Origin of the sequence: Delftia sp. HK171, assembly GCF_001886655.1 — a bacterium.
GTDB classification, from domain to species: Bacteria; Pseudomonadota; Gammaproteobacteria; order Burkholderiales; family Burkholderiaceae_C; genus Comamonas; species Comamonas acidovorans.
Genome location: NZ_CP018101.1, coordinates 3,968,789 through 3,985,941 on the forward strand (window position 1 = coordinate 3,968,789; position 17,153 = coordinate 3,985,941).

The following is a 17,153-nucleotide window of genomic DNA, read 5'->3' on the forward strand; positions in this document are numbered from 1 at the left end:
CACATCAGGAAGGCAAGCACGTCATGAATACCGCAACCCAACTCGAACAATCGACCCAGGCGCTGGCCGGCAGCGAATTCGGCAGCCTGCTGCAAAAGGAATTCAAGCCCAAGACCGACCAGGCCCGCGAAGCCGTGGAAGCGGCCGTGCAGACGCTGGCCCAGCAGGCCCTGGGCTCGGCGATCACGCTGTCCAACGATGCCTACCAGACGGTGCAGGCCATCATTGCCGAGATCGACCGCAAGCTGTCCGAGCAGATCAACCGCATCATCCACCACGACGACTACCAGAAGCTCGAAGGCGCCTGGCGCGGCCTGCACCACCTGGTGACCAACACCGAGGTGGACGAGATGCTCAAGATCCGCGTCATGAACATCTCCAAGAAGGAGCTGCACCGCAATATGCGCCGCTTCAAGGGCGTGGGCTGGGACCAGAGCCCCGTCTTCAAGAAGGTGTACGAAGAGGAGTACGGCCAGTTCGGCGGCGAGCCCTTCGGCTGCCTGGTGGGCGACTACCACTTCGACCACAGCCCGCCGGACGTGGAGCTGCTCGGTGAAATGGCCAAGGTGGCTGCCGCGGCCCACTGCCCCTTCATCTCCGGCGCGGCGCCCGCCATCATGCAGATGGAATCCTGGCAGGAGCTGGCCAACCCGCGCGACCTGACCAAGATCTTCACCAACACCGAGTACGCCGCCTGGCGCAGCCTGCGCGAGTCCGACGACGCCAAGTACATCGGCCTGGCCATGCCCCGCTTCCTGGCACGCCTGCCCTACGGCGCGCGCACCAACCCGGTCGATGAATTCGACTTCGAGGAAGAGACTGACAGCGGCGACCACGGCAAGTACTGCTGGGCCAACTCGGCCTATGCCATGGCGGTCAACATCAACCGCTCTTTCAAGTACTACGGCTGGTGCACCTCCATCCGCGGCGTGGAATCGGGCGGCGCGGTGGACAACCTGCCGGCGCACACCTTCCCCACCGACGATGGCGGCGTGGACATGAAGTGCCCCACGGAAATCGCCATCAGCGACCGCCGCGAGGCCGAGCTCGCCAAGAACGGCTTCATGCCCCTGGTGCACCGCAAGAACTCGGACGTGGCCGCCTTCATCGGCGCCCAGTCGCTGGCCAAGCCCGCCGAGTACTACGACTCCGACGCCACGGCCAATGCCAACCTGTCGGCGCGCCTGCCCTACATGTTCGCCTGCTGCCGCTTCGCGCATTACCTCAAGTGCATCGTGCGCGACAAGATCGGCTCCTTCCGCGAGCGCACCGACATGGAGCGCTGGCTCAACGACTGGATCATGAACTACGTGGACGGCGACCCGGCCAACTCCTCGCAGGAGACCAAGGCCCGCAAGCCCCTGGCCGCCGCCGAGGTGCAGGTGCAGGAAGTCGAGGGCAACCCCGGCTACTACACCTCCAAGTTCTTCCTGCGCCCCCACTACCAGCTGGAAGGCCTGACCGTGTCGCTGCGCCTGGTGTCCAAGCTGCCTTCCGTGAAGCAGGGCGCGAAGTAAGACTGCCCGCCCACCTGACTCCTGGTGCCGACACGCTCGCACCAGGGCCAGGCCCCATAACAAGAAACAGGCCTGGAGAAGCTTTCCCCTCCAGGACCCAACTCAGCGAGGCTTTTCATGCCCTGGAATGTAGACAACGCCGTCGCCACCCTGCAGACCAATGCCCGCGCCAGCTCCGCCGGCTACTGCGCGCGCTATGTGCGCGATGCGATCGGCGCTGGCGGCATCGCACTGCAGCGCACGCGCGATGCCAAGGACTACGGCACCAGCCTGGTGGCCGCCGGCTTCACACGCTACGACGCCATGCCCGAAGGTGGCTACAAGAAGGGCGATGTGGCGGTGATGCAGGGCTTCACCTCATCGCCCGCCGGCCACATGCAGATGTTCGACGGAAGCGTCTGGATCTCGGACTTCAAGCAGAACGGTTTCTGGGCAGGCCCCGGCTACCGCACCCACAAGCCCGCTTTCAAGATCTACCGCCATCCCTGATGCGCCCATTGAGCCACGCCATGAACGCCTGTTCCAAAGCTTTCTTCACCCTGCTGCTGGCCGGCACGGCCTGCGCCACGGTGCAAGCCGCCCCTGCCACGGCAGCGGACATCACCACCCTGTTCACCGACGCCCTGCATTGCCGCATCGAGTTTCCCGACGGCCGCGACGAAGCGCTGGCCCAGCGCCTGCGCGCCCAGGGCGTGACCGTGGTGGACCGCGCGCCCGGCGAAAGCCTGGACCTGCTCTACCTGTTTGCCACGCCGTTGGAGATCGATGGCACGCAGGTGTCCTCCATCACCGTGCGCGGCGGCAGCGGCAGCATTGTCGCGGCGCGCGCCACGGGCAGCCTGCAGGCGCTGGTCCAGCGCACCAAGGCCCGGCCACAGGCGCGCAGCAGCTGGAACCTGGAAGGTTTCGGCGAACTGCCCGCCCAGTACGCACGCGCCATGCCGCTCAGAAAAGGCCTGGACGAGACGCCACCGCGCATCGTCATCGGCCATGTGGCCGGCGAGGCGCCCGACGCCGTGCGCTGGGGCTGCCGCTCCTACGACGACTGACCGGGGCGCAGCCGCACCCCGCCCCTCTCTTTTTCCTGCGTTTTCACCATGCCCCTGCCCAGCTTCACCTCACAGCTTTCCCTGGACGAGCAACTCAAGGCCCTGAAGGACCAGATCCGCCAGGCCCCGGCCTCGGCGCCCCTGCGCGTCTACTACTTCCAGCTGCTGTGCGTGCTGGGCGAATGGCAAAAGGCGCTGGAGCAGCTGCAGCTGTGCGCCCAGCTCGACCCGTCGTGCGAGCCCATGGCGCGCGCATACCGCGAGGCCATCCGCTGCGAAGTGCTGCGCGCCGAGGTCTTCGCCGGCAAGAAGAAGCCCTTTCTCATGGGCGAGCCCGCGCAATGGCTGGCCTGCCTGATCGACGCCCTGGCCCATGAAGGAGCAGCTGCCCAGGACCTGCGCGCCCGCGCCCTGGACGAGGCGCCCGCCACCGCAGGCCACATGGGCGAGCACCGCTTCGAATGGCTGGCCGACAGCGATACCCGCCTCGGCCCCGTCTGCGAGCTGCTGGCCCACGGCAGCTACTACTGGCTGCCCTTCGACGCCATTGCACAGATCGGCTTCGAGCCCGTGCAGGACCTGCGCGACCTGATCTGGCTGCCCTGCGAGGTCACGCTGCGCGAGGGCGGCGCGCTGCAGGGCTTCATGCCTGCGCGCTATCCGCTGGCGCCCGGCGATGACGACGCCGTCCGCATGTCGCGCCGCACGCAGTGGAGCCCGCTGGACACAGGCTCCTCCGATCCTGACGAATCCTCGGGCCACGTGGCCGGCCACGGCCAGCGCACCTGGGTCACCGACTCCGAGGACTTTCCCATGCTGCAGGTGCGCCAGCTCACGCTGAGCACCGCTGCCTGATCCCCCGCCCCTTTTTCATCACCCGCAAGACCAGACACCTGCCCACAATGTCCGCATCGATTGCCTTCACCCTCTTCCAAGTCAACTACGCCAAGTCCATCGCCGATGAGATGGAACGGCGCCAGCTGGATGTCCTGGTGCTCACGCCCCTGGAGTACCTGGGCATCCTCGCGGACAAGGCACGCATCGACCCGCGGCTCGCCTCCCGGCTGCACGCCATCCTGGCGCAGACGCCGCTGGGCGAGTACTGGACCAAGGTGATGAGTCCCAACGTGGGCGAGCCCTGGGTCGCGCCTGCGGCCCTGGGCTCCATGGATGCCTACATGATCGCCAGAACCCTGCAGGCCCTGGGCATGGCCGGCGTGGGCTCCTACGTCAAGACCACGTCCAGCGGCACCTACATCATCATCAGGGGCCATGCGGGCCTGCGCGGCCACCTGCTGCGCGGCACGCGCTACCTGGCCTCCAACCCGCGCATGGTGCAGATGGGCCTGGGCATGCGCGGGCTGCAGAACGTGGCCAGGGGCGGCTTCATCCTGGGCGTGGTGGTCTCCAGCCTCATCGAGTCGCTGGACTTCATGTTCAACGACGAAAAGACCATGCACGACCTGGTCGGCGGCATTGGCGTGGAGGCCGTCAAGGCCGGCCTGGCCACCATGGTGGGCCTTGGCATAGGCGCTGCCGTGGCTGGCGCCACCGCCGTGGCCGTGCTCCCGCTGGCCGCCATGGCCGTGGCCGTGCTGGTCACAGGCATGGCGCTGAACGCAGCCGACCAGAAATGGCAGATCAAGCAAAAGGTGATTTCCGCCCTGAAATCCCTGACCGATGACACGCCCCAAGGCCTGTACCGCGTCAACACCCAGTCGCCCGAATGGAAGAAGCTGAACCAGGACAACGGTCAGCAGCCCGACGGCGACATCGCCTGCGCGCCCGGCCCCGGCAGTACCGGCCTCTTGTGCAGCATCAACCGTCAGAAGTGACAGGGACCGAATACTCCATGCAAGACCGCGTCCGCCAGAACCGCAGGAACGCCATCTGGGCCATCCCCCTTGGCATGGCCCTGCTCGCGGCCAATGCGTACCTGGTGCTGGCGGAGATTGCACCAGACATCCGGGGCCTGCTCGATCGCGCGCCCGCCGTCAGGATCACGCCGCTGTCGCCACTGGCCATCACAGCGCTGGCCTTCCCGCTGGTGATGGTTGCAGCGGTCATCGCCAATGCCATTCCCTGCAGCAAGACCGTGCTCAAGAAGGTGGAGTACGCACTGATGGGCGTCCTCGCCATCAATGTGCTTTCCATTGCCGTGTCCTTTCTGGTGATTGCGCCACTGCAGCACTACGCCATGCCCCGGATGGGATATGAGCGCTGCAACATCCTTCAAGGCCATCCCAGCATGTACTTCACCGACTGGGTCAGCAACCCCGCATGGTGCGTGCGCGGCAAAAGCCGGGAATGGGTGAATGAGCAGGCGCTGCTGGCCGGCGCCGCAACCACCCCGGCGGCAACCGCTTCCGAAGGGGGCCGCGATGCGCATTGAAATGCCGCAGCTCCAGCAGCCAGGCCTGATCGCGGCAGTCGTCCTTGCGATGGCGTGTCTGAGCCCCTGGGCTGCCGTTGCCGCCACGCCCGGCACCCAGCGCTGCGGCTGGTTCGACAACCCCACGCCCGCCAATGCCTCGCTGACCGATCGCGATACCGACTGGACCGTTGGCGTGCAGGGCGGCCACCAGGCCCAGGGCGACTGGCCCCGCTTTGCAAACCGTGACTGGGTGCATACCCGCCATGGCAGCCACGGCTATGGCTGCGCCTGCATGAAGGTGTCCACCGATGACAAGGAGCAGATCGTTCAGATCTTCTTTGCCCGTTCGCGCCCTCTTTCCGCCTGCCGCCAAGCCCCGGCTTTGAAGGCGAAGGAGCCCGTGAACCCCCTGGCGGCTGCCCGGCCGGCCGGTTCCTGAAGAAACAAGCCATGCGCCCCAGTCCCCTCAACCCCATGCCCACGCTGCGCACGCGCCAGAACCAGGCAACCGCAGCCAAGGACCGGCTGCAGCCCGCGCTGCTGGACCGGCTGACCGACCATGAGCCCCATCTGCGCACCGAGCGGCCCGATGCGGTCTTCGTGAACGAATCCCGCCTGCGCGAGGCCCTGCTGCGCGACCTGGGCTGGCTGCTCAATGCGCGCGATGCCTGGGACCACGTGGAGATGGAGGGGCTGGAGCATGTGCAGCGCTCGGTCATCAACTACGGCATGCCGCCGCTGGCCGGCCAGCTGCTGTCCGAGCTGGACTGGAGCCATGTGGAGCGCAGCATCCGCGAAAGCATCCTGGCCTTCGAGCCGCGCATCCTGCCCAAGACGCTGGCCGTGACGCTGCTGGCCTCCACCGAGCAGCTCAACCACCACAACACGCTGCAGTTCGAGATCCGCTGCCAGTTCTGGTCCATGCCCTATCCGCTGGAGCTGCTGCTCAAGACCAGCCTGGACCTGGAGACCGGCCAGGTCTCGCTGCAAAACCTCAGGGCCTGAGCCCGGACGCCGCCACACACACCATGAATCCCCGCCTCGTCGAGTACTACAACCGCGAACTGGCCTATCTGCGCGAGCTGGGCGCCGAGTTCGCCGCCGCCTTCCCCAAGGTGGCGGGCCGCCTTTCCCTGCACGACACCGATGTGGCCGACCCCTATGTGGAGCGCCTGCTGGAAGGCTTCAGCTTTCTGAGCGCGCGCATCCAGCTGAAGATGGATGCGGAGTTTCCGCGCCTGTCCCAGCGCATGATGGAGATGGTGTGCCCCCACTACCTGGCGCCCACGCCATCCATGGTGGTGGTCCAGCTCAAGCCCAGCGCCAAGGAAGGCAACCTCGTGGACGGCTTCACCCTGCCCTCTGGCAGCGTGCTGCGCACCCACAAGTCACAGGAAGAGCAGACCATCTGCGAATTCCGCACCGGCGGGCCGCTGACGCTGTGGCCGCTGGAGATACGCCAGGCGCGCCTGGGCGGCCCGGCGCTGGACCTGCCCCATGCCCTGGTGCCCCAGCTGGGCGAGGCCGGCGGCCACCTGCGCCTGCAGCTGGCCACGCTGGACGCCTCGCAGTGCATGCAACTGGCGATGGACCAGTTGTGGGTCTACATCCATGCGGGCGATGTCGTCGCCTCCCACCTGCAGGAACTCATCCACACGCAGACGCTGGCCATCGTTGTCCACCACCCGCAGGACCCGCGCCAGGTCTGGGACGTGCTGCAGCCCGATGCACTGCGCGCCGAAGGCCATGACAGCGAGCAGGCGCTGATTCCCTATTCGCACCGCGCCTTCCAGGGCCACCGTCTGCTGCACGAGTACTTTGCGTTTCCCGCGCGGCAGCGGTTTTTCTCGATCAACGGTCTGTCGCGCAGCATGCGCCGCATTGCCCATGACGGCGTGGGCATCACCGTGCTGCTGCGCCGCGCCGCGCCCACGCTGGAGCCGCAGATCGACGCGGCCAAGCTGCTGATGCACTGCATTCCGGCCATCAACCTGTTCGAGTACACGGCGGACCGCCTGCATGTGGCCTCCAACGTGCACGAGTACCACGTCATTCCCGACCGCACGCGGCCGCTGGACTTCGAGGTCTACGGCGTGCAGGCTGTCACCGGCCACCACGAAGGCAAGACCCAGGACCGCGAATTCGCGCCGCTGTACGCATCCACGCACGGCCTGCACTCCACCGAGCAGGCCTACTTCACCACGCGGCGCGAGCCCCGGCTGTTTTCCGAGCGCAGCCTGCGCAGCGGCCCACGCACGCAGTACCTGGGCTCGGAAGTCTTCATCTCCCTGGTGGACCAGCGCGAGGCCCCGTTCTCCGACGACCTCAAGCAGCTGTCCATGCACACCCTGTGCACCAACCGCGACCTGCCCCTGCTCATGCGCGTCAACCAGCCGGGCGGCGACTTTGCGCTGCAGGAATCGGCGCCCGTGGAATGGGCCCGCGCCATCGCCGGCCCCAGCGCGCCCATCCCCGCCGTGGCCGACGGAGGCCTGACCTGGCGATTGATCTCCCACCTGAGCCTGAACTACCTGGCCATGACCGATCTGTCCGACGAGGAAGGCGCGGCCACACTGCAGGAGCTGCTGCGCCTGTACCTGGACCTGGGCAACCACCAGCTGGCCGGGCAGATCGCCGCCATCCAGGGCATGCGCATCGAACCCATCACGCGCCGCCTGCCCCAGCACCGCCAGCTGGTCTACGGCCGCGGCGTGGGCGTACACCTGAGCGTGGACGAGCCGGCCATGGCCGGTGTCAGCCCCTGGCCCCTGTCCAATGTGCTGGAGCGATTCTTCGCCCGCCATGTGGGCGTCAACAGCTTCACCGAGCTGCAGCTGCACTCGCGCCAGCGCGGCCCCGTCGCGCGCTGGACTCCGCGCCCCGGACAAAGGCCCGGCATATGAGCAACGCCGCCCACGCCCCCCTGCCCGAACCGGAACACCTCCAGTCGGCGGCTCAGGCTCCAGCTCCGGCGCCCGCGCGTGCGCCCGTGCAGGCCACCGGGCCCGACGACGCCCGGGCGCGCCTGTTCTGGCAGCGCCTGAGTGCCAAGCCCTACCAGTTCGACCTGATGCACAGCCTGCGCTACCTGCAAGCACGCCATCCCGCGCTGCCGCGCCTGGGCCAGGCCACGCGCCCCAAGGACGAGCCGCTGCGCCTGGGCCAGGACCCGTCGCTGGCCTTCGCCCCCGCCACCATTGCAGAAATCCTGCCCTCGCGCGCCGGCGAGCCCGAGCGCATGACGGTCTGGAACTTCGGCCTCTACGGCCCCAACGGCCCGCTGCCCACGCACATCACCGAGTACGTGCGCGAGCGCCTGCGCCAGCATGACGACGCCACGCTGGCACGCTTTTCCGACATCTTTCACCACCGCATGCTGCTGCTGCTGTTCCGCGCCTGGTCGGACGCACAGCCCACCGCATCGCTGGACCGCCCGGGCGAAGACCCCTTTGGCCGCTACGTAGACAGTTTCATAGGCGCCGGCCTGCCCAGCCAGCGCGCGCGCGACCACGTGCCAGACCACGCCAAGCGCTTCATGGCCGGCCATCTGACCCGCTGGACGCGCAACCCCGAAGGCCTGTGCCAGGCCCTGTCGCACTACTTCCAGATTCCCGTGAAGCTGGAAGAAAACTGCCTGCACCACCTGGAGCTGGAGCCCGAGCAGCAGACCCGGCTGCAGGGCCGCCCCTGCAACTCGCGCCTGGGCGTGGACGCCGTCGTGGGCTCGCGCGTGCCCGATGCGCAAAGCAAGTTCCGCCTGGTGCTCGGCCCGCTGGGCCTGGAGCAATACCAGCAGCTGCTGCCACAGGCCGCACTGTTCCAGACCCTGGTGGACTGGGTGCGCAACTACCTGGGCATCGAATTCGCCTGGGACTACGTGCTGGTGCTGCGCCGCCAGGAAGTGCCTGCCGCCCGGCTGGGCAGCAGCACCCAGCTGGGCTGGACCACCTGGCTCACCCACGCCGAGCCCGCCCAGGACGCGCGCGACTTCCGCCTGGACCCCGAAGCCTGGCTGCGCCAGCGCCGCCAGCCCGTGCGCGGCCGGCGCCCCGGCCCCAGCCCTCGAACCACTGAATCACCGAACCACTGAATCGCCACTTCCCTGCTCGCACACATGCCCACCGTACAGATCAAGTTCCCGCACAACGCCCCGGTCCCTTCCACGCTGACGCTGGTCGAAGGCAACCGCCTGCGCGTCAAGATCGAGGCCGTCGCAAAGACCTACAAGCTGGGCGCCAGGATCGATGCGCCCAGCATTCTTGCGGCCCAGCCCCCCGCCCACAACGCCCGCGCCGACAGCTGGCAATTCGACTTCGTGGCCCAGCAGCCCGGGCTCACCAAGCTCAGCATCGTGGCGGTGCAGGGAACCGGGCTCAGCGTCATGCCCGCAGCCATCACCGTGCAGGTGGAGAAAAGCATTTCGCTGCCAGCGGAGAGTACGACGGAGGGGATGCTGGCAAGGCTGTTCCTGGCGGAAAGCGTCTCGCCGGGCGACACCTCACTGGCCTGGAATCTCGACAACGTGAAAACCGGAATGCAATGGATGCGCCGAGTCATCGAGAACCGCTTGAAAAGCGGAAAGCCTGAAGACTTCATGGCCCGCGGTGCCACCAGCGTCGAGGACATCGTCATGGCGGATGACCGGGGATCGGTCCAATTCCATGGCTTCAACGTCTATCCGAAGCTGGGTCCCGACATTGCCAAGAACCTCCGCGACTATGTGGACAACGCCAACAACGGCCTGCATCCCAAACGCAAGGCCTATCTGGACTTTGTGCAGGCGGCCCTGGACGTTGCCACCGGCGCGGTGCCGCCAGACCCAACCCCCACAGGCCTGTTCGCCTGGAGAACTGCGAAATCCAGCTCTCCCGGTGCCGACTTCATTCAGCACGCCGCGCTGGCTAGAAATATGTTCTACACACATGCCCGGCTGCGCAAACGCGACTGATCCCCAAACACATCGAAAACCAAGGAGGCCACTCCATGTCACCAACCCATACTGGATCAAGCACGTTGAAACCGTATCGCCATTTCCCAATGGCCAGCCTTGCCACTGCCATTGCAGTGAGCGCCTGCTTGATGGGTGCCCAAGCCTCCGAATCATCGCAGCCACCAGCATCGCCGGCTGAAATCAGCAGCCAGCAAACCGAGCCGACGGCTGCCGACTACTCTCGGCCTGCGCAGGAAAGAGTCGCGTCCATGACTGCGCTGCGGCAATACCTGAAGTTCAAGGATGAAGTCTGGGAAACCCAAAGAGCCCGCCAGAGCAATACCTTTTGCTTCGTGCAGCAGCGTCCCGACCATCCGTCCGATCCCGAACCGAACGTGTGGATGGTCTGGCTCAATGGCGGCGAGATCGTCAATATGGGCTGGCATCTCTATTCGCCCAAAACGCTGACGAAAGAAGACGCCAAAGCGGATGGTGAAAGCCTGGCAAGAATGAAATCCATCAAGCTCGCGACCGACGTGCGGGAAACGGCCCAGGAAATCTACGGCAGCAGCTTCCTCGTCGAACGCGCCTGGGTGAACAGACTGCTGGCGCAGTGCAAGGCCAAGGGCCGCACCATCAAAGTGGCTCCTGCCCGATAGCCGCATGCCGCATATCGGACGCAACCGCTTCCTCGGGCCATGCCGTTTCAGGCAAGGCCGTCGCCTGCTCGCAAGGTGTCTGCTGGCCACCCTGGCGGGATCGGCCCTGCCTTTGCTGGCAGCGCCTGAAAGCGGGCGGGCCTCCGATTTCTCGCGTCCGGCGCAATCCCTGACTCCTTCTCCAGCCGCCCTGCGTATCCATTTGAAGAGCCGCCAGGCATCGACTGGCCCCGGAAAGCCGGCAGCCCTCCAGAGCTTTTGCTTCGTGCAACAGCACAACCGCAGCGCAGTCCCTGCGCGATCGTCGGTCTGGATGGTCTGGCTCGAAGGTGGCCAGATCGCCAATCTGGGACAGCGCCGCTTCACCGCCAAACCATCGCCGGATGAAGCGCAATGGGATGGCGATGCCTTGTCCGAAGCCAAGACCATCCACCTCGCCGCCGACGTCCGTGAAACGGCGCAGGAAATCACCGGCAGCAGCTTCCTCGTCGAACGCGCCTGGGTCGACAGACTGCTGGCGCAGTGCCAGGCCAAGGGCCGCAAGGTCGAAGTCCGCCCCCGCCGCTAGCCGGCATTCCCGGCCCCCATTCATCCACTTTTTTCCGCACCCAAGACCCATGACAGAAATCAGCCGCCAATCCCTCTTCGGCAAGCTCAACCCGCTGCTGTTCAAGTCGCTGGAAGGCGCCACCGTGTTCTGCAAGCTGCGCGGCAATCCCTATGTGGAGCTGGTGCACTGGCTGCACCAGCTGCTGCAGGAAAACGACTGCGACCTGATCCGCATCCTGCGCCACTTCGACATCGCCTCCGACCGCCTGGCCGCCGATGTGCTGCGCCGCCTGGACCAGCTGCCGCGCGGCGCCACCTCGATCAGCGACTTCTCCGAGCACATAGAGACCGCCATCGAGCGCGGCTGGGTCTATGCCACGCTGATGTTCAACGACAGCCAGATCCGCAGCGCCTATCTGCTGTCGGGCATGGTGCGCACGCGCTCGCTGGCCAATGAGCTGCGCTCCATCTCGCGCGAATTCGACAAGATCTCCGAGCCCGCGCTCAGCGATGCCTTCGCCCGCCTGCTGCCCGACTCGCCCGAGGCACGCATGCGCGCGGCCGACGGCAGCGGGCTGGAAGGCACGCCGGGCGAAGCCAGCCAGGCCACCGGCGCCGCACCCGGCCAGGGCGGTGCGCTGCAGCAATACACGGTGGACCTGACGGCCCGCGCCAAGGCGGGCGAACTGGACCCGGTCACGGGCCGCGACGACGAAGTGCGCCAGATGGTGGACATCCTGCTGCGCCGCCGCCAGAACAACCCCATCCTGGTGGGCGAGGCCGGCGTGGGCAAAACCGCCGTGGTCGAGGGCCTGGCCCTGCGCATCGCCCAGGGCGACGTGCCGCCGCCGCTGCAGGGCGTGGAGCTGCGCGTGCTGGACGTGGGCCTGCTGCAGGCCGGCGCCAGCATGAAGGGCGAGTTCGAGAACCGCCTGCGCGGCCTGCTGGACGCCGTGCAGTCCAGCACCACGCCCATCGTGCTCTTCATCGACGAAGTCCACACCCTGGTGGGCGCGGGCGGCCAGGCCGGCACGGGCGATGCCGCCAACCTGCTCAAGCCCGCCCTGGCGCGCGGCACGCTGCGCACCATCGGCGCCACCACCTGGGCCGAGTACAAGAAATACATCGAAAAAGACCCGGCCCTGACCCGCCGCTTCCAGCTCGTTCAGGTGCACGAGCCCGACGAGCCCCGCGCCGTGGACATGCTGCGCGGCGTGGCCGCCAAGCTGGAAAACCACCACCAGGTGCGCATTGCGGCCGACGCGGTGGCCGCGGCCGTCAGCCTGTCGCACCGCTACATTCCCTCGCGCCAGCTGCCCGACAAGGCCGTCAGCCTGCTGGACACGGCCTGCTCGCGCGTGGCCATGGCCCTGCATGCCACGCCCGCCCAGCTTGAAGCCGTGCAGCGCCGCATCGAGGCCCTGGGCGTGGAGCAGGAAGTGCTGCTGCGCGAGGCTGCCCTCGGCCTGCCCACGGCCGAGCGCCTGCAGGCGCTGGAAACCGACCTGGCCAGCCTGCGCGACCGCCAGGCCACGCTGGCCGAGCGCTTCGGCCAGGAAAGCGCGCTGGCCCGCCGCATCCTGGAAACCGAGGCCGCCCTCATGGGCCTGAAGCCGCCCGTCTTCTCCACCGGCGCAGCCGCAGACCCGTCCGCTGCGGCACCGGAGACGGCCGCCGAAGCCACCGCAACCGAACCTGCCGAGCCCCCCAGCGTGGCCTCGCTGGAAGCGCTGCGCCGCCAGCTCGCTGAGCTGCAGGGCGATGCCCCGCTGCTGCAGCCCGTGGTCGATGCCGGCGTGGTCGCCGCCGTCGTGGCCGAGTGGACCGGCATTCCCGTGGGCCGCATGGTGCGCGACGAGGTGCAGTCCGTGCTCTCGCTGGCAGACACGCTGGAGAAGCGCGTCATCGGCCAGCGCCACGGCCTGGAGGCCATCACGCGCCGCATCCAGACATCGCGCGCGCGGCTGGACGACCCGGGCAAGCCCATCGGCGTGTTCCTGCTGGCCGGTCCCTCGGGCGTGGGCAAGACCGAGACGGCGCTGTCCCTGGCCGAAGCCCTGTATGGCGGCGAGCAGAACCTCATCACCATCAACATGAGCGAGTTCCAGGAGGCGCACACCGTCTCCACCCTCAAGGGCGCGCCACCGGGCTACGTGGGCTACGGCGAAGGCGGCGTGCTCACCGAGGCCGTGCGCCGCCGCCCCTACAGCGTGGTCCTGCTCGACGAAATCGAAAAGGCCCACTCCGACGTGCACGAGATGTTCTTCCAGGTCTTCGACAAGGGCTGGATGGAGGACGGCGAGGGCCGCTACATCGACTTCAAGAACACCGTCATCATCCTGACCTCCAACGTGGGCTCGGACCTGATCGCCAACATGTGCCGCGACCCGGACCTGGCGCCCACGCCGGAAGGCCTGGCCCAGGCCGTGCGCCAGCCGCTGCTGCAGACCTTCCCCGCCGCGCTGCTGGGCCGCCTGACCGTCGTGCCCTACTACCCCATCTCCGACGCCATGCTGGAGCAGATCATCCGGCTGCAGATGCTGCGCATACAGCGGCGCATCGAGGAACGCCACGGCGCGCAGTTCAGCTTCGACGAAGCCGCCGTGGACCTGGTGCGCCGCCGCTGCAGCGAGGTCGAGTCCGGCGCGCGCATGGTGGATGGCATCCTCACCCAGAACCTGCTGCCGCGCATGGCCACCCACTTCCTGCAGGCCACCGTGGAAGGCCAGGAACTGGAAAGCCTGCACGCCGGCGCCAACGGCGACGACTTCACGCTGGACGTGCGCACCCGCGCTGCGGAGCCCGCATGAGCGGGCGCCGTCTTCCACGCGCCACCACGGCAGTGATTGCCGCCGCGCTGCTGGCCGCCCCGGCCGCGCAGGCGCTGGACCTGGGCGCCATCGGACAGGCTGCCGACACCGTGCAGCGGGCCTCGGGCGCCGCCACGGCCGGCCAGCAGGCGCTGGAGGCCGGCCGCAGCGCGGCCAGCACGGCCACCAACGCGGCCACCGGTGCCGCCAGCGAGGCCCGTGCCTGGTGGGACCGCAACCAGGCCCAGCCCGAGGCGGCACAGTCGCCACCCTCCGGCGCCGCCCCCGTGCAGGACGACCAGGGCGGCCCACGCCGCGTCATGGCCGTGCTGGGCGATGCCTGGACGGACAGCGCCCGGCGCGGCCAGGCCGTGGTCGCGCTCATGGACCAGGGGCCGTACCTCGTGCAGCGCCAGGCCGCCCATGTGGCGCCGGCCAAGTCGCAATGGCTGGCCCTGCCGCGCGGCGACAGCACCGGCGTGGCCATCGAACTGCCCAGCGACCCCGAAGGCACGACCTATGACCTGTCCACCGGCCGCGCGCGCCCCGGTGGCCGGGGCGTGCGCATCTTCGTCCTGTCCGTCCACGCCGACGTGCCCCACCGCGCGGGCCGGCGCAGCCTGGACGCCATAGAGCAGCACGCCATGCTGCGCGCCAGCTCGGTGCGCACCGAATGGCCGCGCCAAAGCGGCGACATCCTGGAGCCCACGGGCGGCAAGCTGCTGGTCTGGGCCAGCGATGCCACGCAGCGCTTCCCTTCCGGCTTTGGCGCCGACGGGCGCCTGTTCACCGCCGACGACCCCATGGTCACCCTGCCGCGCGGCTACACCGTGGTCACGCTGGAGCCGCAGGGCCTGCGCTTCGACCGTGCCCGGGAAATCGCCCTGGCCTTCCATGCCGTCCAGCCCGCGCAGGACATCGACCTGTCCCGCCTGGGCGCAGGCGATGCGGCCCAGGCCCTCATCGGCCTCATTGCCGAGCGCCACCCGCTGGCCGCTGCCAGCGGCTTTGATGCCGGCAAGCTGCGCGCCGACTACGGCCAGCGCCTGCAAACCGCCGCCGAGCGCGGCGACAGCGCCGCACAGGCCCAGGCCCTGGCAGAAATGGGCCAGCGCCTGGGCGATGGCCAATACCGCGTTCTGCTGCCCGGCGGCCAGGCCTGGCCTGCCCGCTCAGACCGGGGCCTGTCCCCGCAGCTGTTGGCACGCGGCAGCGTCAACCTGCCCATGCCACGCACCTGGCTGCGCGAGGACGGCCGCATCGCCATCACCAGCGTGGCGCCAGGCTCTGCCGCCGCCAAGGCGGGCCTGCAGCCCGGCAGCGACATCCTCGCCATCGAAGGGGAAAGCCCGGCACGCTACCTGGACCGCATTGCCCCCGCCTCGCTGCGCGCCGGTGCCGACGCCCGCCGCGCCGACCTGCTCGCGCTGGACCTGGGCACGCCCACAACGCTGAGCCTGCGCACCGCAGCCGGCGCGCCCCCGGCCAGCCAGGAGCAGACCCTGCGCCTGGACGCCGCCGCAGCCGCCACCACGGCCCTGCCTGCGGCCGAGCCCGCCCTCGCCTCCTTCCTGCTGCGCAGCGCCCAGGGCGGCAACCTGGCCTACATCGCACTCGACAGCTTTGCCGACGGCGCCACCGGCCAGCTCAACCGCTGGGAGGGCGCCTTGGCCGCCGCCACCCAGGCCAGGGTCACGGGCCTGGTCATCGACCTGCGCGCCCACCGGGGGGACGACGCCTACCAGCTGGTGCCCCACATGCTGGCCTCGCTCTACACGCGCGACAAGCCGCTGCGCATGCAGGACGCCGCCCAGCGCCTGTTCGACCCCGCCGCCCGCGTCTGGCGCAGCCGTGGCGGCCTGGGCCTGCCGGCCCAGCTGCCGCTGGCCGCCTCGGGCACGCCCTTCACGGCCCCCGTCGCCGTGCTCACCAGCCCCAGCTGCGCCGGCCCCTGCGAACTGTTCGCCGCCTGGCTGCAGCACAGCCAGCGTGCCGACATCGTCGCCACCAGTGCCACGGCCGGCGCCACCGGCCCCGCCACGCGCGTGCACCTGCCAGCTGGCTTCATCGTGCAAGTCCCCCTGCTCGCAGAAACCGGCCCCGCTGGCGGCAACAACACCGCTGCACAGGCCCAAGGCGTGACCCCGCGCCTGCGCGTGCCCGTGGACGCGGCCTTCACCGCCTCCGTCCAGGCCGGCGGCGACCCGCTGCTGGATGCCGCCGTGCTCCATCTGGAACGCGCCCGCGCTGTGCAGGCATCGCGCTAGGCCCAGCCATCCATCGCCTTACGGAGACCCCTGAACATGCCACTTGCCATTACCAGCCAGCCCGCAGGACCGCAGTTCGCCATCACGGCCGATGCCCAAATGCCCACCATCACGGTGACTGCCGTCCTGCAGAACGAAGCGCTGCCTGCAGGGAGCACGCCCATCTTCGAATGGTCGGCCACGCTGACGTTCGAAGGCGGCACACCGCCTACCAACACCGCGTATGGAAGTGGCCGAAGCACTGCACACAGCCCTCTGCCACCGCAGACCAGCGCCAGCCCGAGCTGGCGCATTCCGTTCACCGAAGTCCGTGGAGGCCTGCTGACCGTGCAGGTCACGATGCGGGCGGCCGGTGTGGAGCGCCGGGCGCGGGCCACCTGGACCATCGTCGGCACCAATCCCACGAGCACCGCCATCCGTGCCTTTGCCAACAGCATTGGCGCCGACAGGATCGTGTTTCGAAAAAAAATGCGGCAGGAAAGCTCGCTGCAACAATTCCGCACTCCCGGCAATTGGCCGAAATACAGCAGCGATGGCCTGGGTGGCGTGGGCCTGTGCCAACTCACCCGACCGGCACCGACTGCCAATCAGACCTGGAACTGGAAGGACAACGTGCGCGGCGGCTGGAAGCTCTTCCTGGAAAAGGAGGCCTTCGCAAGGGCATATCCTGGCAAGCAGCGCAAGGGCGAGCGGTTCAAAGGTCTGGTCAGAGCCTGGAACCAGGCCCGAACCGCACAAGGATTGCCAGCCATTCCCGTGGAACTGCCGGACTACACGACCGAGCAGCTCGAACTCGACACCCTGCGCGGCTTCAACGGCTATGCCAACAATCTGCATGAGTACCGCATACGCATGCAGGGCGATCAACTGTGGGTGACGGTCAGCGCCGACGGCAATACGGCCCGCGCCGAATGGGAAAGGATTCCCGCCGCCGAGCGCGGCGCCGTGGGCGATCGCAACTATGTCGACAACGTGCTTGCCCGCGAGGACTTCTAGCC

Annotated in this window: 16 protein-coding genes; all 16 read left to right on the forward strand. The window is 68.2% G+C overall.

From position 1 onward, the window contains the following. The first annotated feature begins 23 nt into the window (after positions 1–23). The 16 genes from tssC (at position 24) to BO996_RS17890 (ending at position 17,151) form a co-directional block, all read left to right on the forward strand. Positions 24–1,517: a type VI secretion system contractile sheath large subunit gene (gene tssC, locus BO996_RS17815; RefSeq protein WP_012205676.1), complete on the forward strand. Its 1,494-nt coding sequence runs from the start codon at positions 24–26 to the stop codon at positions 1,515–1,517. A 117-nt stretch (positions 1,518–1,634) separates the two neighbouring features. Further along, on the forward strand, positions 1,635–2,006 hold the full coding sequence (locus BO996_RS17820; RefSeq protein WP_013802359.1) for a hypothetical protein: 372 nt from the start codon (positions 1,635–1,637) through the stop codon (positions 2,004–2,006). A gap of 20 nt (positions 2,007–2,026) precedes the next feature. Next, positions 2,027–2,566, forward strand: coding sequence for a hypothetical protein (locus BO996_RS17825; protein ID WP_224986303.1), 540 nt, complete (start codon positions 2,027–2,029; stop codon positions 2,564–2,566). Between the two features lie 48 nt (positions 2,567–2,614). Next, complete coding sequence (locus BO996_RS17830; protein WP_043823011.1) at positions 2,615–3,421, forward strand: type VI secretion system accessory protein TagJ; 807 nt, start codon at positions 2,615–2,617, stop codon at positions 3,419–3,421. A 47-nt stretch (positions 3,422–3,468) separates the two neighbouring features. Then, complete coding sequence (locus BO996_RS17835) at positions 3,469–4,401, forward strand: hypothetical protein (RefSeq protein ID WP_043823013.1); 933 nt, start codon at positions 3,469–3,471, stop codon at positions 4,399–4,401. 17 nt (positions 4,402–4,418) lie between these two features. Continuing rightward, positions 4,419–4,958: a hypothetical protein gene (locus tag BO996_RS17840; protein ID WP_071955980.1), complete on the forward strand. Its 540-nt coding sequence runs from the start codon at positions 4,419–4,421 to the stop codon at positions 4,956–4,958. Then, complete coding sequence (locus BO996_RS17845; RefSeq protein WP_071955981.1) at positions 4,948–5,379, forward strand: DUF4087 domain-containing protein; 432 nt, start codon at positions 4,948–4,950, stop codon at positions 5,377–5,379. Before BO996_RS17840 ends, BO996_RS17845 begins: the two co-directional genes overlap by 11 nt. An 11-nt stretch (positions 5,380–5,390) precedes the next feature. Then, on the forward strand, positions 5,391–5,945 hold the full coding sequence (gene tssE / locus BO996_RS17850; protein ID WP_012205683.1) for a type VI secretion system baseplate subunit TssE: 555 nt from the start codon (positions 5,391–5,393) through the stop codon (positions 5,943–5,945). A gap of 23 nt (positions 5,946–5,968) precedes the next feature. After that, positions 5,969–7,843, forward strand: a complete 1,875-nt coding sequence (tssF, locus tag BO996_RS17855) for a type VI secretion system baseplate subunit TssF (protein WP_012205684.1) — start codon at positions 5,969–5,971, stop codon at positions 7,841–7,843. After that, on the forward strand, positions 7,840–9,030 hold the full coding sequence (gene tssG / locus BO996_RS17860; protein WP_071955982.1) for a type VI secretion system baseplate subunit TssG: 1,191 nt from the start codon (positions 7,840–7,842) through the stop codon (positions 9,028–9,030). Before tssF ends, tssG begins: the two co-directional genes overlap by 4 nt. Positions 9,031–9,054: 24 nt before the next feature. Next, positions 9,055–9,888, forward strand: a complete 834-nt coding sequence (locus BO996_RS17865; RefSeq protein ID WP_071955983.1) for a hypothetical protein — start codon at positions 9,055–9,057, stop codon at positions 9,886–9,888. 35 nt (positions 9,889–9,923) lie between these two features. After that, on the forward strand, positions 9,924–10,529 hold the full coding sequence (locus BO996_RS17870; protein WP_232240362.1) for a hypothetical protein: 606 nt from the start codon (positions 9,924–9,926) through the stop codon (positions 10,527–10,529). Positions 10,530–10,533: 4 nt separating this feature from the next. After that, positions 10,534–11,097, forward strand: a complete 564-nt coding sequence (locus BO996_RS17875; RefSeq protein WP_083571172.1) for a hypothetical protein — start codon at positions 10,534–10,536, stop codon at positions 11,095–11,097. A gap of 49 nt (positions 11,098–11,146) precedes the next feature. Then, positions 11,147–13,888 (forward strand): type VI secretion system ATPase TssH, encoded by a 2,742-nt coding sequence (gene tssH, locus BO996_RS17880; RefSeq protein WP_071955985.1) that lies wholly within the window; start codon positions 11,147–11,149, stop codon positions 13,886–13,888. Next, complete coding sequence (locus BO996_RS17885) at positions 13,885–16,155, forward strand: S41 family peptidase (RefSeq protein WP_071955986.1); 2,271 nt, start codon at positions 13,885–13,887, stop codon at positions 16,153–16,155. The genes tssH and BO996_RS17885 overlap by 4 nt, the downstream gene beginning before the upstream one ends. A 99-nt stretch (positions 16,156–16,254) precedes the next feature. Then, positions 16,255–17,151 (forward strand): hypothetical protein, encoded by an 897-nt coding sequence (locus tag BO996_RS17890; RefSeq protein WP_232240363.1) that lies wholly within the window; start codon positions 16,255–16,257, stop codon positions 17,149–17,151. The last annotated feature ends 2 nt before the right edge of the window (positions 17,152–17,153 follow it).

Bases quoted from the DNA above. Each gene is read 5' to 3' on its own strand.
- tssC (WP_012205676.1), top strand. From the start codon at position 24: ATGAATACCGCAACCCAACTCGAACAATCGACCCAGGCGCTGGCCGGC.
- BO996_RS17820 (WP_013802359.1), top strand. From the start codon at position 1,635: ATGCCCTGGAATGTAGACAACGCCGTCGCCACCCTGCAGACCAATGCC.
- BO996_RS17825 (WP_224986303.1), top strand. From the start codon at position 2,027: ATGAACGCCTGTTCCAAAGCTTTCTTCACCCTGCTGCTGGCCGGCACG.
- BO996_RS17830 (WP_043823011.1), top strand. From the start codon at position 2,615: ATGCCCCTGCCCAGCTTCACCTCACAGCTTTCCCTGGACGAGCAACTC.
- BO996_RS17835 (WP_043823013.1), top strand. From the start codon at position 3,469: ATGTCCGCATCGATTGCCTTCACCCTCTTCCAAGTCAACTACGCCAAG.
- BO996_RS17840 (WP_071955980.1), top strand. From the start codon at position 4,419: ATGCAAGACCGCGTCCGCCAGAACCGCAGGAACGCCATCTGGGCCATC.
- BO996_RS17845 (WP_071955981.1), top strand. From the start codon at position 4,948: ATGCGCATTGAAATGCCGCAGCTCCAGCAGCCAGGCCTGATCGCGGCA.
- tssE (WP_012205683.1), top strand. From the start codon at position 5,391: ATGCGCCCCAGTCCCCTCAACCCCATGCCCACGCTGCGCACGCGCCAG.
- tssF (WP_012205684.1), top strand. From the start codon at position 5,969: ATGAATCCCCGCCTCGTCGAGTACTACAACCGCGAACTGGCCTATCTG.
- tssG (WP_071955982.1), top strand. From the start codon at position 7,840: ATGAGCAACGCCGCCCACGCCCCCCTGCCCGAACCGGAACACCTCCAG.
- BO996_RS17865 (WP_071955983.1), top strand. From the start codon at position 9,055: ATGCCCACCGTACAGATCAAGTTCCCGCACAACGCCCCGGTCCCTTCC.
- BO996_RS17870 (WP_232240362.1), top strand. From the start codon at position 9,924: ATGTCACCAACCCATACTGGATCAAGCACGTTGAAACCGTATCGCCAT.
- BO996_RS17875 (WP_083571172.1), top strand. From the start codon at position 10,534: ATGCCGCATATCGGACGCAACCGCTTCCTCGGGCCATGCCGTTTCAGG.
- tssH (WP_071955985.1), top strand. From the start codon at position 11,147: ATGACAGAAATCAGCCGCCAATCCCTCTTCGGCAAGCTCAACCCGCTG.
- BO996_RS17885 (WP_071955986.1), top strand. From the start codon at position 13,885: ATGAGCGGGCGCCGTCTTCCACGCGCCACCACGGCAGTGATTGCCGCC.
- BO996_RS17890 (WP_232240363.1), top strand. From the start codon at position 16,255: ATGCCCACCATCACGGTGACTGCCGTCCTGCAGAACGAAGCGCTGCCT.